Raw genomic sequence first — 17,719 nt, 5'->3', positions numbered from 1 at the left:
GATTATGGCAACGTATGAATTGGTGAAGGCTAAGGCGCAGGCTGCAAAGCAGGCTGCAGCAAAGCTTGCCGTTACTTCTACCGCAGTTAAGAATGCGGCACTTTTGGCGATGGCTGCTGCGCTGGAGGCACAACAGTCTGAAATTTTGGCTGCGAATGAGCGTGATATGACTGCTGCTGCAGCCAAGGGCATGAAAAGCTCAATGCTGGACCGTCTGAAGCTGACTGCCGAGCGCATCAGCGGTATGGCTGACGGCCTGCGTCAGGTAGCAGGCCTGGCTGACCCTGTGGGGAATGTTATTGACGGCAAAACTCTGCCTAACGGTCTGCATATTACCAAAATTCGCGTTCCCCTGGGCGTTATCGGTATTATTTACGAGGCACGTCCCAACGTTACGGCGGATGCCGCAGGCCTGTGCCTGAAGTCCGGCAATGCTGTTATCCTTAAGGGCGGCAGTGAGGCGATGGAGTCCAATAAAACTGTTGCTGCGATTTTGGCGCAGGCTGCGGAGGGTGCAGGCATTCCTGCGGACTCTATTCAGTTTATTGATACCAGTGACAGACAGGCTGTGCAGGATTTAATCCATATGAACGGCTTGGTGGACGTGGTTATTCCTCGCGGCGGTGCCGGCCTGATTCAGGCGGTAGTGCGTAATGCCAGCGTGCCGGTTATCGAAACAGGTGCGGGCGTATGCCATACCTATGTTGACAAGGATGCCGACGTGGAGATGGCTATGAAGATTGCCTTCAATGCCAAGGTGCAGCGTCCTTCCGTATGCAATGCAATGGAAACATTGCTGGTGCATAAGGATATTGCGGATAAATTCCTGCCGATGATGCTGATGATGTATAATTCCTCCGCCGTAGAAATATGCGGTGACGAGGCTGTGCAGGAGTACAGCGGTCAGGTGCATCCGGTAACTGAAGAAGACTGGTCTACGGAATACGGCGATTTGCGTCTTTCCGTCAAGATTGTGGACAGCATTGAGGAGGCTATGGCACATATTGCCAAATACGGCACCGGTCACAGCGAATGTATTGTTACGAATAATTATCAGGCGGCACAGCTTTTCCAATATACCGTGGATGCTGCTGCTGTTTACGTCAATGCTTCTACCCGTTTTACCGACGGCAACGAATTCGGCTTCGGTGCGGAAATCGGCATCAGCACACAAAAGCTGCATGCCCGCGGACCTATGGCGCTGCCGGAGCTTACGAGTACGAAGTATCTGATTAACGGTAACGGTCAGGTGCGCAAATAAGCTCATATGTAACGGTGTTGCTGAATGGTTAGCAATGAAAAACCTCAGGGATGACAGATGTTACTTAAGGCTGACGTAATATCAGATGCTATATTTTAATAAAGCATAATACTTACTGAAACCCGCTTCAATGGCGTAAGCCGGCGAAGCGGTGTTTTGCTTTTGCAGGAAAGCTGTCTGATGCAGGTAAAATTCACATTTTTGCACCGATTTTTATTGCCTGAGGTATATGCTTTAAGTGTAAAATTTGATATAATTAATTGGATAAGATTGCTTTGTTGCTACTGCACAATTTAGAAAGCTGGAGGGAACTCTTTTGGAAGAATTGTATCGTGAAGAATCTGGAACAAGTACGCAAAGAAAAATCTTTGCAGTGATTGCCTTGCTGATGATTGCGAGCCTTTATTGGCATGAATGGACCTGGCTGCAGGAACATAGACGCTTTGATATGCTGGGCTGGGGTATGGATACAGTGCTTTTGGCTCTGTGGATTTGGCGTGTAGCCTTTGGCTATACTCTGATACTCTATAAGGATATGAAGCTTGAGGTAATCAGCCACGGCTTAGGCTTTATTAAACGCAGTTATGTTGTTGACCTGACCCGTACAGAAAGCTTTACCGATAAATATGTAAAGAGCTTTTTCCGTAAAACAGCGATTAAGCATTACATCCATCGCTATAATTCACTTGATGAAAATCCGCAGCGCTTGCTGGTATTTACCGAAGGCAAGAAAAATAAGCTGGCGGGTTTGCTGTTTAAATCCAGTGATGAGTTTGTCCGTGTACTGCGTAAGGAAATGCCGGATAAATTCATTCAGCTTTAATTGATGATTGTTTTGGTATAGGAGGCTTTTACAGATGGAAACAATAGCTAACGTAGAACCGGTGGTAGTCTGCGCCCGCGTTATGCAAATATTTTTTGGTTCTTTTATTTACATTTATCTGATTGCCAAGCTGGTTGGCCCCGATAACAAATTGGCCTGGTTCAGAAAACGTAAAAAATATACCTTCTTTAACCGCCGTGGTATTTTCGGTGAGGATATTAACTTCGGTTATCCTGTATGCTGGCAAGGCGTTCTTGTTTTCCTGGCAATTTACGGCGTAGTTTTCGGCGTCGGTTACTGGTATATTTTCGTACATGCATATTAAGCTAAAAGTTTTATAAGAGGAAGGATTTGCTTCAATGGCAGAAATTAGAGGTATTGTTGTTAAAAAGCAGGGCGAGCGCGCTGAGGTAAAGGTTGATAAAGCTGAAAGCGAACTGACAGGCCTGCCTAAATACATAGATTGCTGGAACCCGGTAGGTGCTAAGGCCGGCGATGTAGTAGGTGCGGAATACCGCGATTTTGACCAACGCAAGGCTAAGCTGGTTATTTACGGTCTGCCGGTAGCAGGCATTCTTGCAGGTGTTGCCTGCGGACACAGTATGGCTACGTTCTTTCATATGGATGAATTGCCGTTTATTGCCGTCTGTATTGTTTTGTGGCTTTTGGTAACCGTAAACTATGCACGTATTTTTAAACGTGATGCGGTACGCGAAGGCAAGCAGGCTGTTATTTTTGAAATCCAGCAGCCGAAGATTGTTATTGATATGGGTCAAAAGGAATAGGCTGAAGCATGAAGGTTATTTTGGCATCAGCCTCTCCGCGCAGACAGGCGCTGCTGCAACAAATAGGTATTACTCCGTTGGTTTGTCCGGCGGATTTTGCCGAAGGCAGCGGAACTGCCAGCCAGGCGCAGGAGGTTGCTTTGTATAATGCAGCCGGCAAATGCGCCGCTGTAGCAGCAAAGATGGGAGATGAGCTTCCTGTAATTGCTGCAGATACAATCGTAGTAATTGATAATGTTATTTTGGGCAAGCCGCAGGATGCAGCAGCTGCCAAGGCTATGCTGCAGTGCTTGTCCGGACGTACACATCAGGTGATAACAGGCGTTGCTGTGCGCTATAAGGGACAGCAGCTGTCCAAGGTGTGCGTTACTGACGTAAGCTTTCGTCAGCTGACTGCTGAAGAAATAGATGCTTATATTGCTACAGGCGAGCCTATGGATAAGGCAGGAGCCTATGGCATTCAGGGCAGAGGTGCTGTCCTGGTGGAAAAAATCAATGGCTGCTATAACAATGTTGTAGGTCTGCCGTTGTCATTGTTGTACTTAATGATGCAAAGATTGGGAGTATGAGGAGCTATGAAGAGTGACTAATCCTGCAGTAAGCAGGACCTGCGATTTTTGCAGTGATTTTAGTAGTATCGACAAAACAACAAACAAAGAGAGTATTAAAAATCTTCCCTTAGAGGACAGACCACGGGAAAAGCTTTTTCTGCGTGGGGTGGAAGCGCTGACGGATGCGGAGCTGCTGGCAATATTGCTGCGCACAGGCACTGCTCGAAAATCAGCGTTGGAGATTGCTAAGGAGCTCACGGCTGACGGAGGTCTGTACAGGCGTCTGGCGGGAGTGAGGGACTTAAATGAGCTTATGCAAATCAAGGGTATGGGGCAGGCCAAGGCAGCAACAGTTTTGGCAGCTCTGGAAATAGGCAGACGTATTGCGTCGGCCCGCCCTTTGGATAAAATCCGTTTTGGCTGTCCGCAGGATGGTGCGGCATTTTTGATGCCACGCCTGCGTTATGCCACAAAGGAACAATTTTTGGTAATTTTGTTAAACAGTAAGAATAAAGTAATAGGCACAGAGCTGGTATCAGAGGGTTCGCTGACCAACTCGGTGGTGCATCCGCGTGAGGTATTTCTGCCGGCGATTCTGCAGCATGCAGCCTCTATCTGCGTGGCACATAATCATCCTTCTGGTGATCCACAGCCAAGCATTGAGGACAGGCAGCTGACAGCTGTTTTGCTGGCGGCAGGACAAACGTTGGGGATTCCTCTTCTGGACCATCTGATTATCGGGGACGGTGCTTATTACAGCTTTCAGGAAGATGGAGCATTAGAAGTTTAGGAGGATAGTCGGAAATGAAGTTTACTTTCCCTAATATCAGTATTTTTAACAATATGTCGGATGACATGGGTATAGATCTGGGCACTGCAAATACGCTGGTGCATTGCAAGGATAAGGGTATTATTATCCGCGAGCCGTCGGTAGTAGCTGTTGAAAAGGATACTAACGAGGTACTGGCAATCGGTGCGGAGGCCAAGAGAATGATCGGCCGTACTCCCGGTAACATTGTCGCTATCCGTCCGATGAAGGATGGCGTTATTGCCGACTATGAAATTACTCAGTCTATGCTGAAATATTTTATTAAGCAGGCTATGGGCAACCGTACCTTTGTACGTCCGCGCATTCTGGTTGGTGTGCCTTCCGGTGTTACCGAAGTAGAAAAGCGTGCTGTTGTTGATGCTACTATTGAAGCAGGTGCGCGTGAGGCTTACTTGATTGAAGAACCGATGGCGGCAGCAATCGGTGCAGGCCTGCCTGTACAGGAAGCAACCGGCAGCATGGTTGTTGATATCGGCGGCGGCACCTGTGAGGTTGCCGTAATTTCTCTGGGCGGCATTGTTGTCAGCAAGAGCGTACGCTGCGGCGGCGATGCTATCGACAGTGCTATTGTACGTTATATCCGCAAAGCCTTTAATATGTTTATCGGTGAGCGTACAGCAGAAAATATTAAAATTGAAATCGGTACCGCAATGAAGGTTGATGAGCCTGCTGTTATGGAAGTTCGCGGCCGCGACCTGCTCAGCGGTCTGCCTAAGAGTATAGAGGTTAATGCCAACCATGTATGCGAGGCTGTTAACGAGCCTGTAAGCATGATTGTGGACGCTGTTCGTAACACATTGGAGCGTACACCGCCTGAACTGTCCGCTGATATTATGGATCGTGGCATTGTTATGACAGGCGGCAGCTCTATGCTGCGCAATCTGGACAGACTGATTTCTCAGGAAACCGGTATGCCGGTATTCGTGTCCGATGAAGCTTTGAACTGTGTTGCTCTCGGCACCGGTATTGCTGTAGAAAATATTGATATTTACCGCAAAGGCTTTATGACCTCTAAATAAGTAGGAATGCAGCATGAATAAGAAGGTTATGTTGGTAGCTTTGTTCATTCTGGTCCTGTTTTCCATGCTGGCGATGGCCGTAGCAGGCAGAAGCCGTTTTCCTTTGGTCAACAGAGCGGTGGCAGCAGTAGTGCTGCCGGTAGAAAGTATGCTGACCAGGTTAGGCAATGCCGGTGATGGCGTGCGTGGCTATTGGAAGGCATTGACAGTAATGCAGAGCGAAAATGCAAAGCTGAAACAAGAAAATATTGAGCTGCGTAATGCCAATATCCAGATGGCTTCGATGTATGCAGAAAACAGGCAACTGAGAGGCTTGTTGGAGTATAAGGAGCAGCATAAATCGCAGAAGGTTGTAGCAGCAAAGGTAATTGCCCGCAGCTTCGGCGATTTACGTGACTGCATATATATCGCTGCCGGTAAGGACAGAGGCCTGGCACCTGATATGGCTGTAGTAAACGGCGGCTTGGTAGGCGTGGTTGACGAGGTATATGATGATTATGCCCGTGTACTTTTGCTCACCTCTCCGCGCTGTCGTGTAGGGGCTAGGGTATTGCGCGCTGATTCACGTGCTGTCGGTGTAGCCGGCGGTGTCAGCGGCAAGGATAAGCTGCTGTTGGAGCATATTTACCGCGAAGCAAGCCTGCGTGAGGGTGATATTATCGTTACCAGCGGTTACAGCGGCAGCCATCCTGCGGATATTCTTATCGGTAAGGTTACTGCTACTCATATGGATAGTGTAGGTCTGCTGCAGGAAGCAGATATTGTACCTGCTGCTGATATTGCAGATGTTGAACAGGTATTGGTTATTGTTGGCTTTACGCCGGAAGCGAAAATCGTATTACAGGGAGGACAGGCAAAATGAGGAGACTGATTTGGCCCGTCCTGTTTCTGTTCTTAATGCTGCTGCAGGGTTCGATGTCTGTGTATTATACGGGCTGGCTTTCCTGTGATTTGCTGCTTTTGGCGGTATATGCTTATGCGATACTGCGCGGCGAAAAAGCTGGTGCGGTAGTCGGCGGTATCACCGGACTGCTGCAGGATGCAATGACGGTGGGTGTTTTTGGCTTCCATATTCTTAGTCGTATCTGTGTAGGTTATATAGTTGGCCTGACAAAGGAAAAGGTGTTTAAGGATAATTATCTTTATCATATGAGCGCAATTGCTACGATTACCTTTATCCTGCGTTTTGTTTACTGGTGGCTGGAACTTTTGCGCAGTGGCGGACGCTGGAGCATCTTTTTTGCATATTTATGGGATTCCCTGGGCTATATTATAGGCAATGCGCTGTTGGTATGGCCTGTTGTAGTTATAATGAAGATGATTTATGAATGGATCAGAAAAGAAGATATATCTTATTAACCAGGAAGCAGGAAAGGAGACAGACGTAGCCTATGGAAGATAGAAACCGGATAACCAGATTGCACACCTTGCTGGTTGTGTGTCTGGTATTATTTGCTGTGCTGCTGGGACGAATGGTTTATTTGCAGCTGTGGCGCGGTGATTACTACGCTAAGCAATCTGACGGTAACAGGCTGCGCCAGTCGCGTATTCTTGCTCCGCGTGGAATTATTTATGATAGCGAAGGCAAAGAGCTGGTAAATAATTTGCCCGGTTATGCCGTAGTATTACAGAAGCAGTCCAGCTATAAACCGGAAACACTGCAGCGCCTCAGTAATTTGCTGCAGATGCCTGTAGAAGAAATTAACGCTAAAATTAAGGCGAGTGAAAATTTTTATGAACCGATTATGCTGAAAAATAATCTTGATCAGCAGATGGTAACGAAAATAGAAGAACAGCGCCGCTATATGCCGGAGGTTATGCTTTCGGTGCAGCCTATCCGTAATTATCCATATCATGAGCTTGCTGTACATGCTTTGGGTTACGTAGGCGAGGTAAGCTCCTATGAAATTGAGCAGGGACTGTTTAAGAATATTAGTCAGGGAAGTCTTGTTGGTAAGGGCGGACTGGAAAAAAGCTATGATAAATATCTGCGCGGTGAGGATGGCGCCTTTATGGAGGAGGTTGACGTTGCCGGCAATGTTGTTAAGCATTACGATTCCGTTCAGCCTGTTCCTGGCAAAAATCTGAAGCTGACGATTGATTACGAGCTGCAAAAGGAGCTGGAAACTTTTACCGATAAGCATCTTGCTTTCCTGCGCAGCTCCGGTATTGCTCCCGGAGCGAGAGCAGCGGCGGTAGTAGCCATCGATCCGCGTAACGGTGCGGTAAGGGCGATGGTAAGCCGTCCAGGCTATGACCCCAACTGGTTTGTGCATGGCATTTCCTCAAAGAATTGGAATTCTATTAATAACGATCCCAATTACCCGATGAATAACAAGGTTATTACCGGTGAATATCCGCCTGGTTCTACCTTTAAGATTGTTACCGGCAGTGCTGCCTTTGAACTGAAAAAGGTTGGCTTGAACGAGCCTATTTTCGACGGTGGTTTTCATCCGATGGTTCCTACTATGGGTAACGCCGGCGGCGAGGTTTTAGGATGGCTGACATTTATCAAAGCGTTGGCGATGAGTGATAACGTTTATTTTTACGAGCTTGGTTATCGCGTCGGCATTGATAATATTGAAAAATATGCGCATATCTTTGGCTTTGGCGAACGCACCGGTATTGACCTGGAAGGCGAAAGCAAAGGCCTTGTTGCCTCTAAAAAAGTAAAGCGTGAAATTTGGGATGAGGACTGGCGCTTAGGCGATACCTTCAACGCTGCTATCGGTCAGGGCTTCAACCTGACGACACCGATTCAGCTTTCTGTTATGCTGAGTATTGTTGCTAATGGCGGTACTAAGTATCAGCCATATCTGGTTGACAGTATTATAAACAGTGATGGCAGTCTTTTTGAAAAGCCTAAACGTGCTGAAGGTAAGCATATTGATGTGTCACAGCAGACAATTGACTATATCCGCATGGGCATGAGTGCTACTACGCAGGAGGGTGGTACGGCATCGTACTTTGCCGGCCTGCCTAAGCCAATTGCCGGTAAAACCGGTACTGCCGAAAACTCTCATGGACGTGACCATGGTTTGTTTGTAGCCTATGGTCCGGTAGATGACCCTGAGCTTGTTGTAGTCTGCATTGTGGAACAGGGCGGCTTCGGCTCTGTTGCGGCAGGTCCTATTGTTTATAAAGCATTTGAAGAATTTTTCCAGGAAAAGGGTTATATGCCCCGCCCTGATAAGGCTGCCCCGAAAAAGGACACCATCCAATAATGCAGGAAGGAGTACATTGTGGATTTAAAACGTATCCTGAAAAATCTTGACTGGTGGCTGATTACTGCTGTGCTGATTCTTATGGGCTGTGGCTTGGGACTTATCGACAGTGCTACCCATTCCTTTGCTGTCAGCACCGGTAAGGCCTGGCATGTGCAGCGCCAAAGTATGTTTATGGTCTTTGGCTTGGCTATTGTTACTGTATCGTTGGCTTTTGATTACCGTGTTCTCAAAAATTATGCCACCAAGCTGTATATAATTAATATCATACTGCTTTTAGCGGTAATGTTTGTAGGACAAAGTCAATTGGGCGCACAGCGCTGGATTCAAATAGGCTCTATGTCCTTTCAGCCCAGTGAATTTGCTAAGGTTTTTCTCATTATCTGCTTAGCTACCTTTATGGATAAGCGAATTGAATGGTTGGAGGAATTTAAGGATTACCTGCCGGTTTTTGCATATATTCTGGTGCCGTTTATACTTGTTATGCGTCAACCGGACTTAGGAACCTCGCTGACCTTTATTGCTATCCTTATAGGTATGATTTTTGTCAGCGGCTTCAAGTATAAATGGTTCTTCCGCATGGGACTGGCTTTTGTGGCTTTGATGCCGGCCTTTTGGATGATTCTGAAGGATTATCAGAAGAACCGTATTCGTGTTTTTCTGAATCCGGAGCTTGATCCTTTCGGCAGCGGTTATCATGTTATTCAGTCTAAAATTGCTATCGGCAGCGGCGGATTTCTTGGCAAAGGCTGGTTGGCCGGAACGCAGAGCCAGTTGAACTTTTTGCCGGAAAACCATACGGACTTTATTTTTGCTGTTGCCGGTGAAGAGTTTGGCTTTATCGGAACGGTGTTTATCATTTCTATGTATATGATTATCATCTGGCGAGGTATTGCGATTGCGCTTGATGCAGATGACACCTTCGGCATGCTTTTGGCAACCGGTGTAACGTCTATGTTTATGTTCCATGTTATGGTCAACATTGGTATGACTGCAGGTATTATGCCTGTAACCGGCGTACCGCTGCCATTTTTGAGCTATGGCGTCAGCTCGCTGACGACGAACCTGATGTTGGTGGCGATTTTGTTGAATATTAAGGTGAAAAAACAGAACTTACAGTTCTAAGGATGATGATATCAACCTTTTTATAAAATATTATAGGAATCGGTCGACGCTAAAGTGCCATATGCTTAGCAACGACTCCTAGGAGTACGTTTAGTACGCCGTCGTCGCCGTCGCTTCGCCTCTGATACTTTCTCGTCAACCTTTTTATAAAAAACTAGAGGGAGCGGTCGACGCTAAAGCATCATATCAGATAAATATTGACGAAAACTGTTTTGAATAAACCCTTCAATCATTAAATATAGAGGAGAATATGAATTTGAAAAAGGATTTAACTATTGATATTTTAAGCAGCGTGCAAAAGCCTGCTCGCTACACTGGCGGCGAGTTCGCCAGCATTGTTAAGCCTGCTGAAGAAGTAGAGGCAACTATTGCTCTGGCCTTCCCGGATGTATACGAAGTAGGTATGAGTTATCTTGGATTTAAAATTTTATACCATTTGCTGAACAAGGAAGAAGGAATTGCCGCAGAACGTGTTTACGCGCCCTGGATTGACCTGGAGGCGAAGATGCGTGAGCGTGAAATTGTGCTTTGCACTCTGGAAACCAAAAAGGCTTTGAGGGAATGTGATATTGTAGGTTTTACTTTGCAATACGAGCTTTCCTATACCAATATCTTAAATATGCTTGATTTGGGTGGCGTGCCGCTGCTGGCTAAGGACCGTACTGATGCAGACCCCTTTGTTATTGTAGGCGGCCCCTGTGTGTACAACCCTGAGCCTTTGGCTGATTTCTTCGATTTTGCTGTTATCGGTGAAGGCGAAGAGGTTTTGATCGAGGTAATGCGTTGCTACAAGGAGTGGAAGCGTGAAGGCAAACCCGGCGGCAGACAAGAATTTCTGCAGCGTGTGGTAAAAATCAAGGGTATTTATGTACCTTCCTTCTATGAAGCAGAATATAATGAGGACGGCACCTTTAAGGCAATTAAGCCGCTGCGCGAGGATATTCCTGCTGTTATCCAAAAGCGTGTTATGGAGGATATGAACAGCGTAGATTTCCCGACCTCTCCGATTGTTCCTTTCGGTGAAATCGTTCATGACCGCATCATGCTGGAGGTTTTCCGTGGCTGCAGCCGTGGCTGCCGTTTCTGCCATGCAGGTATGGTTTATCGTCCGGTGCGTGAGCGTAAGCCGGAGGTGCTGATGGACCTGTCGCGTAAGCTGGTAGATAATACCGGTTATAACGAAATCAGTCTGGTATCTCTGTCCAGTGCCGATTATTCCTGCCTGGCTCCGCTCGTACATAAGATGATTGGCGAATTTAAAGATGAACGCGTTAGCGTTTCTCTGCCTTCTCTGCGTATCGACAGCTTCTGTGTTGCTATTGCTAAAGAGGTACAGGCAGTGCGTAAGAGCGGTCTGACCTTTGCTCCGGAGGCAGGCAGCCAGAAGATGCGTGACGTTATCAACAAGGGCGTTACCGAAGAGGATTTGATGAATGCTGTCGGTGCGGCGTTTGAATCCGGCTGGAACAGCGTTAAGCTGTACTTTATGATCGGTCTGCCCTATGAAACCGATGAGGATGTACTGGCGATTGCTGATTTGGCACGCAAGGTACAGTATAAATATTTCCAGATTACCGGTAAGCGTGGTTGCAAGGTTACCGTAAGTGCTTCGTCCTTCGTACCTAAGCCGTACACTGCTTTCCAATGGTTTGCGCAGAATGATTTGGAAGAAATTCGCCGTAAGCAGTTCCTGCTGAAGGATGAAATCAAAAAATATAAGAATATCACCTTAAACTACCATGATGCCAAAACCGGTACGATTGAGGCTGTTTTCGCCCGCGGTGACCGCCGTGTAGGCAAGGCACTGCTGCTGGCATGGCAAAAGGGAGCGCGTTTTGATGGCTGGAGTGATTGCTTCTCCTACGAGCGTTGGCTGGAGGCTATCAGCGATGCCGGTCTTGATAAAGACTTTTACGCTGCACGTGAGCGCGGTGAGCAGGAGGCTTTCCCGTGGGAGCATATCTCTCCGGGTGTCAGCCGCCGTTTCCTGTGGAACGAATGGCGTAAGGCTTACGCTCAGCAGCTTACGCATGACTGCCGTCGCGCAAGCTGTACCGGCTGCGGTGTTTGCCAGGCATTGGGCGTAAAAATCGTTGACTATAAAGAAGAGTATCAAAACAATGGGGAGGTACAGGCATAATGAAACTGCGTATGCAAATTACCAAGGATAAGGATATCCGCTTTATCTCCCATCTGGAATATGTGCGCACCATCGGCCGCGCAATCCGCCGTGCCAAGCTGCCTGCTGCCTATTCCGAAGGCTTTAATCCGCATTTGAAGTTCAGTCTGGCTTCTGCGCTGGGTGTAGGCGTTGTAAGCTATACAGAGTTCGTAGAAATCGAGCTTGCCGAGCCGATGGAGATAGAAAAGGCTGCGTTGGCTCTTGATGCTGCTTTGCCGCGCGGTATTCGCGTGCTGGCTGCCGATGCTGTTGATACGCATCACGCTGCCCTGATGAGTCAGGCGGCAGGTGCAAGCTATCGCATAACGCTGCCTTATAGCAAAGACGTGAGCGCTGCTGTTGCGGAGTTCAATGCGGCGCCGGAGCTGCTGTTCAAAAAAGCTGCACCCAAGACGAAGGCCAAGTTCAAGGAAATTGACGTTAAGTTTTACATCCCGCAGCTTACTGCGGAACAGACCGAAACGGAAACAATCTTCAGCTTTGACTGTAAAATTACGCCGACAGGAAGCATGAAGGCAGTAGATTTGCTGAATGCACTGAATGAGCAGTATGGTTTGGCGCTGCCTGTTGAGATGGCCGATATTGAGCGTCTTAGACTGTACCGCAATAATAAAAACGGCAAGCCTATTCCAATGCTGAACAGTGATGCCGTAACCTTAGGCTGATTTTAGCTTAAGGCTGTAAAAATAAAAAAGAGCAAAGCCTGCTCAGTGCTTTGATGATTAGAAAACCCCGTGGCGTCTGCCACGGGGTTTTTGCGTGCCTTGGATATGCTATTTTATCTGCAGCTCCAGCTTGTAAATATACTTATCGGTATCACCTGTCAGCCAGTAATCACACAGCGAGGTGACATAAAGCGGTGATATTGGTGTGAGCTGATGTTCCCTGCAATATTCTGCCAGCATTTGCAGATACTTTTTGTTGTTAAACATGTAGACACCCTGAAAATAAAGCGTCAGATAATCGCCTGCGGGCTTTTGATAACAATGCGGGGTAGGGAGCTTGTCATGAAGCGTATAAAAATAATGCTTCAGATGCTTTGTTGCAAAATCCTGCAGAATTTCCGCATCATAAATATAGCCAAAGCCGTTGGTTGTTAAGGTAATATCGTTTTGCAGATTGGTAAACATTTGGGCAATATGGGTAGAACGCTTTTTGAAGCATTCATTTTCTTCGGCAATGCTGCTAAGATAAAGATAATGTGCCTGCTCATGGACAAGCATAATTTTATCCAAAGTAATGTCCGCAATATGGTCAAGCTTGCTTAATTCGCTTTGCAGCTCCGTTTTCATGGCTTGCAGACGAGCTATTTCCTGCGTGAAGAAATCTATGCGCTCATTAAATAAATCACGATAGTTTTGCGGCGAACGGTTAGCAAGATAATCCTTGATGCGTGCAATCGGCACATCCAGCCGGCGTAGCGTAAGAATCAGCTGCAATAAAAACAACTGGCTGCGCTTGTAATAGCGGTAACCGTTTTCGTCGACAAGCTCTGGCGTAATCAATCCCAGCTTATCATAATAAAGCAAAGTCTTGCGGGGAATTTTGCAAAGCTGTGATAATTCACCGGTCGTAAAGTAATTTTGTATATTTTTTGACATTTTTAGCATTTCCCCCTTGACTGTCTAGCTGCTATACACAGTATTATAACATATAAAAGAGGAAATGCATATTAAGACTTAATCTGATTTGTTGTTTGGGCTGATTTATGTATTATCTGATTTTTTGATTAGTGAATGGAGGTATATCTGTGAATAATCTGAGTAGAAAAGGGTTGTTGATGAGCGCATTGATTTGCGGTAATTTGTTCATAGGAGGAACAACGGTATTTGCAGAAGAAATTGGTGATTATCAATTAGATGAAATGGTTGTTACTGCTACTAGAACAGAAGAAAGCAATATTAAGGTTGCTTCTGTTGTCAGTGTTATTACTGCGGATGATATAAAAAAGAAGAATATTTTGACCATCACCGACGCATTAAAAGAGGTAGCTGGTATTTATGACGGCAGGCCCGGAGGTATGTCCGATACAGCAAATGGTATTCAAATGCGTGGCTTTGGCGAAGCTGATATTTTGGTATTATATGATGGCATGCCGCTTAATGATGGTTTTAATGGCAAAGCCGATTGGAGCGTAATTGCTATTGATGATGTAAAAAAGATTGAAGTATTGCAAGGAGCTGCTTCATCTCTTTATGGTGGTCATGCTGTTGGTGGTGTAATTAATATCATTGGTAAGAGCCCGGATAAAGATCACGTACATGCTTATGCTAAATATGGTTCTGATAAGACTAAAAAGCAGGGAATTAACTTAAGTAAAAAGCTTTCAGATAAGTGGTCTATGGGACTTGGGTATGAGAATAAAGAGACTGATGGTCATTATAAAAAACTGATTTATAAATATGCTTATAATGCGAAAGACAAACCAGGTAATCCTGATAAAATTGGTACTGGCGCTATATTAAATCAACACAGCAATGGCAGAGATATGTATATTTTGGGTAACCCTGGTGGTGGCAGAAGTGAAGATGATACATATAATTTTAAGTTACAATACAAATTTAATGATGCTCAATCTTTGACTTATAGATATACGCATGACAAGTACAAGTATTTTGCTACAGATCCTGAGACATTTATTAAAGATTCTCAAGGTAATAAAATGTTTGAAGGCAGTGTACTTTTACCTAATGGCAAATATTTAGATTTCAATGAGTATGATTTTACCGATTATGATGGACGTCGTACTACGGACAGACATGCTTTGGCGTATAAAGATACCGCTAATAAGATTGATTTCAAACTTGGTGTTACAAATGTTAAAGATTTTGGCTATGCTACAGGTGATGACCTTGCTGGTCAAGGTGGAGGGTATGATACAAATTATCCTAACAAAACCTATAAGGCAGATTTCCAAAAAGTGTGGGAAGGAAGCAAAAATAATATTGTAGTTGGTTTTGACATTGAAAAGGGCTCAATGGACTATTCGCAGAAATATTTAGAACATTGGGGAGATAAAGACAGTGCCAACTATTTGTACTATACAATGGGCGGAACAAATTTAGTTGGAGCGTTGTTTGTTCAAGATGCAATCAAGTTGAGCGATGTTTATTCTTTGGATTTGGGATTGCGTGTTGACTATTATCAAAAGAAAGATGGATATTATAATGAACATGGTAAAGACAATATCGAAAGACCAACAGAGAAATATACAGAATTGAGTCCTAAAGTTGCTTTTAGATATATGCCTGATGATGACACAACTTATTATGCTTCTTACGGACACTCTTTTAATCCACCAACGCTTTATCAATTATACAGAAGCAATAGTTCTTTTGAAGCTAATCCTGATTTGAAACCTGAAACTACAGATACTGTAGAAGTAGGCTTAAAGAAACAGTTTAGCCCGAAGCTTTATAGTAGTTTAAGTGTTTATCAAGCAAAATCAAAAGACTTAATTGATTATGATTATCTTGATAATGGCAAGAAGCAGTATATGAATCTCAGCAGTGTAAAACGTCAAGGAATTGAATTAATGCTTGACTATAAAATGGATGATAAGTTTAGTACATTTGCAAATTTAACATTACAAAATGCTACTGATGATACTACCGGGTCAAAGTTATATTCAATTCCAAAACAAATTCTAAAAGCTGGCTTAAAGTACAACTATGGTGATGTTAGTGCGTATATTGATGGACAGTATGTAAGTAGTCGAACTTATGATGGTCAGATTTCTGGTAAGTTATATTCAGATGATGCATTCTTTACTGCTGATGCTGGCATAAATTACAAATTTATGAAAAATGCTACACTTAGCTTTGCTGTTAATAATATTTTCGATCGCGATTACTGGCAATGGTATAAAGCAGCTGGTAGAAGCTGGATCTTAGGCGTCGACTTTGACTTCTAATTACTTGCTTAACGTTTTTCAATAGCTTAAAATAGGGATAGGGTGTTTGAGTTACCCTATCCCTATTTGTTATCGAGGTGATTGCCTATGTTATATAACCTTAAACGTTTAACCGGTTACGCTCTTGGCTTTGTACTGTTTTATGCGCCGGTGGCGCTCTTTCAGCGCTGCCTGTTCTATTTGCTTTACGGAAGCTGGCAGCCGCAAAGTATTCACGGCCTTTGCTTTCGTATTCCGATAGAGCATGTGTTGGACGGAATAATCTGGCGACTGACACCGATAAGCATGCTGAGCACATTACTGCTATTGGCAGCAGCCTTCTTCCTGGGGCCTGTTTTTTGCGGCAGGTTGTGCCCGGCGGGTGCGTTTACCGAATATCTGTCGAAGCTGATGCCGTCAAAATTTCAAATCAGCTGGCATCGTTATACAGAAATTGCACCTATTCGTTACGGAATGCTGGCAGGCTTTTGCCTTGTGCCCTTTTTCGGTGGCATTCTGGCATGCTCCTATTGCAATTTCTTTTTGTTCGATTTACTGGCCAACTATTATACACGAGGTTACTTTATTTCGCTGACATCCAGTCTGCTGCTGACAGCAATTATGTGGGTGCTCGTCTTTGGTATCTTCACAAAAGGTGGTCGCGGCTTCTGCAATTTTTTGTGCCCGGTAGGTGCTGCGCAGGGATTGATGCATGCCATAGGCTGCAAGCTGCCGTTTGTACTGCGCATGCGTGTAGACAAAAACCAATGCATAGGTTGTGGCTTATGCGAAAAGAAATGCCCTATGGAATCCGCTGAGCTTGCTGAAGGCAAAGCGCAGATTAACCAACATAACTGCATCTGCTGCGGTGTATGTCAGCATGCTTGCCCGGTGCAGGCTATCAGCTACGGGAGGAAACGCGTATGAAAAATAAGCTGATAAATTTTATTGCGGCAATGGGAATTCCTGTAAGCGGCATTACCACGCAGGGAGCCGGCTGTACAGGGATTTGCGGCAGCTGCAGCTTGAATTGCGCGCCGGGAATTGTTGCTTTACTGCTTTTGGCAGGCAAGGCAATTTACAAACGTTATCATGGCGAGGTGATGCAGCATGAATAAGCAAATGTTGAAGCGTGTAGTTGCCTTTCTTTTGATGGCGGCAGTAATGGTAGGTCTGGTGTTTTTCCGCAGTGAAAATAATTACGACAAGCACTATTTCCGTGCCAAGCTGGCACGGGGGCAGGAGGTGCATTGCCAAATAGACCTGGGCAAGGAGGGCGAGCTGAAATATTTGCTGCAGCCTAATATCTATACCTTATATTTACGCTTGCTACCGGAGGATAAGCAAGCGCAGCTGCGCTGCGAGGGCGAAGGCCTGCAGATGTTGCTGTCGCGCAGCAGCAAAAAAGGCTTGTGGAAAAAGCTGGCGCCTGATGAGATGATAAAGCAGTACAAGGGACAGATGTCAGTGAGTGCTGAGCTGTATTTTTCGCTGGAGCAGCTGCAAAAGTACCATGTACAGCAGGGGAAAATCAAGTTTTATGATGCACATGGCTTGTATGGAACTGTTGTTATTGATGTAATCAATTCACGGGTGAAAAGAGATTAATATGTTTTTTAAGCTGTGGGCAGAAGTTCTGCCTGCAGTTTTTTTATAGAAATATCTGTGAGTTTTTGAGTAACAAAATGATTCATTATTCTTCTCTTCACTACGCCCGTCAAGTGCAATAAAATTGAAAATTTTTTCAGACAATAAGTCTTGACGGGGGGGGACATCTGTATTATAATAAACTAAACAGTAAGAGTTTGCAGATTGCTTTATGACAGTACTAAGGATTTTGTAATCTGCATTTCCTCCTCTTGCTGCAATGAATGCGTTTATAAATTGCCCACGGTGGATGACGGTAAAGAAGTACAGAGGAAACAAGGCAACTCTTGCACAGACTTTACTGAAGTTTCCCTTAGGGTGATTTGTAAAAATAAAAATTGGCAGTCGACTATACTGCCGGATTTCCTAAGGGAGGAAAAG

Annotated in this window: 18 protein-coding genes; 17 read left to right on the top strand and 1 reads right to left on the bottom strand. The window is 45.2% G+C overall.

The window, feature by feature from the left end:
* Positions 1-4: 4 nt before the first annotated feature.
* From HMPREF9443_RS04480 to HMPREF9443_RS04420, 13 genes are all read left to right on the top strand, one after another.
* Positions 5-1,261, top strand: a complete 1,257-nt coding sequence (locus HMPREF9443_RS04480) for a glutamate-5-semialdehyde dehydrogenase (RefSeq protein WP_009145330.1) — start codon at positions 5-7, stop codon at positions 1,259-1,261.
* A 316-nt stretch (positions 1,262-1,577) separates the two neighbouring features.
* Positions 1,578-2,084: a hypothetical protein gene (locus HMPREF9443_RS04475; protein ID WP_009145328.1), complete on the top strand. Its 507-nt coding sequence runs from the start codon at positions 1,578-1,580 to the stop codon at positions 2,082-2,084.
* Positions 2,085-2,118: 34 nt separating this feature from the next.
* Entirely contained in the window at positions 2,119-2,409 is a 291-nt protein-coding gene (locus tag HMPREF9443_RS04470) for a hypothetical protein (RefSeq protein WP_009145327.1), read from the top strand.
* Positions 2,410-2,443: 34 nt separating this feature from the next.
* Positions 2,444-2,869 carry a SoxR reducing system RseC family protein gene (locus HMPREF9443_RS04465; RefSeq protein ID WP_009145326.1) on the top strand — a complete coding sequence of 142 codons (426 nt, stop codon included), beginning with the start codon at positions 2,444-2,446 and terminating at the stop codon, positions 2,867-2,869.
* Between the two features lie 8 nt (positions 2,870-2,877).
* Complete coding sequence (locus HMPREF9443_RS04460; protein ID WP_009145325.1) at positions 2,878-3,438, top strand: Maf family protein; 561 nt, start codon at positions 2,878-2,880, stop codon at positions 3,436-3,438.
* 13 nt (positions 3,439-3,451) lie between these two features.
* Positions 3,452-4,210: a RadC family protein gene (gene radC, locus HMPREF9443_RS04455; protein ID WP_009145324.1), complete on the top strand. Its 759-nt coding sequence runs from the start codon at positions 3,452-3,454 to the stop codon at positions 4,208-4,210.
* A 14-nt stretch (positions 4,211-4,224) separates the two neighbouring features.
* The gene (locus HMPREF9443_RS04450) at positions 4,225-5,268 is read left to right on the top strand and encodes a rod shape-determining protein (protein WP_009145323.1); all 1,044 of its coding nucleotides are present in this window, start codon (positions 4,225-4,227) and stop codon (positions 5,266-5,268) included.
* 13 nt (positions 5,269-5,281) lie between these two features.
* Positions 5,282-6,130 (top strand): rod shape-determining protein MreC, encoded by an 849-nt coding sequence (gene mreC, locus HMPREF9443_RS04445; RefSeq protein ID WP_009145322.1) that lies wholly within the window; start codon positions 5,282-5,284, stop codon positions 6,128-6,130.
* The gene (gene mreD, locus HMPREF9443_RS04440) at positions 6,127-6,627 is read left to right on the top strand and encodes a rod shape-determining protein MreD (RefSeq protein WP_009145321.1); all 501 of its coding nucleotides are present in this window, start codon (positions 6,127-6,129) and stop codon (positions 6,625-6,627) included. The genes mreC and mreD overlap by 4 nt, the downstream gene beginning before the upstream one ends.
* Before the next feature lie 32 nt (positions 6,628-6,659).
* Positions 6,660-8,492, top strand: coding sequence for a penicillin-binding protein 2 (gene mrdA, locus HMPREF9443_RS04435; RefSeq protein ID WP_009145320.1), 1,833 nt, complete (start codon positions 6,660-6,662; stop codon positions 8,490-8,492).
* 18 nt (positions 8,493-8,510) lie between these two features.
* Complete coding sequence (gene rodA, locus HMPREF9443_RS04430) at positions 8,511-9,617, top strand: rod shape-determining protein RodA (RefSeq protein WP_009145319.1); 1,107 nt, start codon at positions 8,511-8,513, stop codon at positions 9,615-9,617.
* A 250-nt stretch (positions 9,618-9,867) separates the two neighbouring features.
* Positions 9,868-11,757, top strand: a complete 1,890-nt coding sequence (locus tag HMPREF9443_RS04425) for a TIGR03960 family B12-binding radical SAM protein (protein WP_009145318.1) — start codon at positions 9,868-9,870, stop codon at positions 11,755-11,757.
* Positions 11,757-12,464 carry a TIGR03936 family radical SAM-associated protein gene (locus HMPREF9443_RS04420; protein WP_009145317.1) on the top strand — a complete coding sequence of 236 codons (708 nt, stop codon included), beginning with the start codon at positions 11,757-11,759 and terminating at the stop codon, positions 12,462-12,464. Before HMPREF9443_RS04425 ends, HMPREF9443_RS04420 begins: the two co-directional genes overlap by 1 nt.
* Before the next feature lie 108 nt (positions 12,465-12,572).
* Here HMPREF9443_RS04420 and HMPREF9443_RS04415 read toward each other — a convergent pair whose 3' ends face one another.
* Positions 12,573-13,400: a MerR family transcriptional regulator gene (locus tag HMPREF9443_RS04415; protein WP_040565041.1), complete on the bottom strand. Its 828-nt coding sequence runs from the start codon at positions 13,398-13,400 to the stop codon at positions 12,573-12,575.
* A 149-nt stretch (positions 13,401-13,549) separates the two neighbouring features.
* On the opposite strand from HMPREF9443_RS04415, the gene HMPREF9443_RS04410 reads away from it, so the two are divergent.
* The 4 genes from HMPREF9443_RS04410 to HMPREF9443_RS04395 all read left to right on the top strand — a co-directional run bounded on the left by HMPREF9443_RS04410 (position 13,550) and on the right by HMPREF9443_RS04395 (position 17,299).
* Positions 13,550-15,712 (top strand): TonB-dependent receptor, encoded by a 2,163-nt coding sequence (locus HMPREF9443_RS04410; protein WP_222859549.1) that lies wholly within the window; start codon positions 13,550-13,552, stop codon positions 15,710-15,712.
* Positions 15,713-15,799: 87 nt separating this feature from the next.
* Positions 15,800-16,618: a 4Fe-4S binding protein gene (locus HMPREF9443_RS04405; RefSeq protein WP_009145314.1), complete on the top strand. Its 819-nt coding sequence runs from the start codon at positions 15,800-15,802 to the stop codon at positions 16,616-16,618.
* On the top strand, positions 16,615-16,809 hold the full coding sequence (locus tag HMPREF9443_RS04400) for a hypothetical protein (protein WP_009145313.1): 195 nt from the start codon (positions 16,615-16,617) through the stop codon (positions 16,807-16,809). Before HMPREF9443_RS04405 ends, HMPREF9443_RS04400 begins: the two co-directional genes overlap by 4 nt.
* A complete protein-coding gene (locus HMPREF9443_RS04395; protein WP_009145312.1) occupies positions 16,802-17,299 on the top strand; it encodes a hypothetical protein in 498 nt (165 codons plus the stop codon). The genes HMPREF9443_RS04400 and HMPREF9443_RS04395 overlap by 8 nt, the downstream gene beginning before the upstream one ends.
* The last annotated feature ends 420 nt before the right edge of the window (positions 17,300-17,719 follow it).

It is taken from the genome of Phascolarctobacterium succinatutens YIT 12067 (assembly GCF_000188175.1).
Taxonomy (GTDB): Bacteria; Bacillota; Negativicutes; order Acidaminococcales; family Acidaminococcaceae; genus Phascolarctobacterium_A; species Phascolarctobacterium_A succinatutens.
Note: the sequence above shows the minus strand (reverse complement) of the source record. Positions and strands in the feature narration are given on the sequence as shown.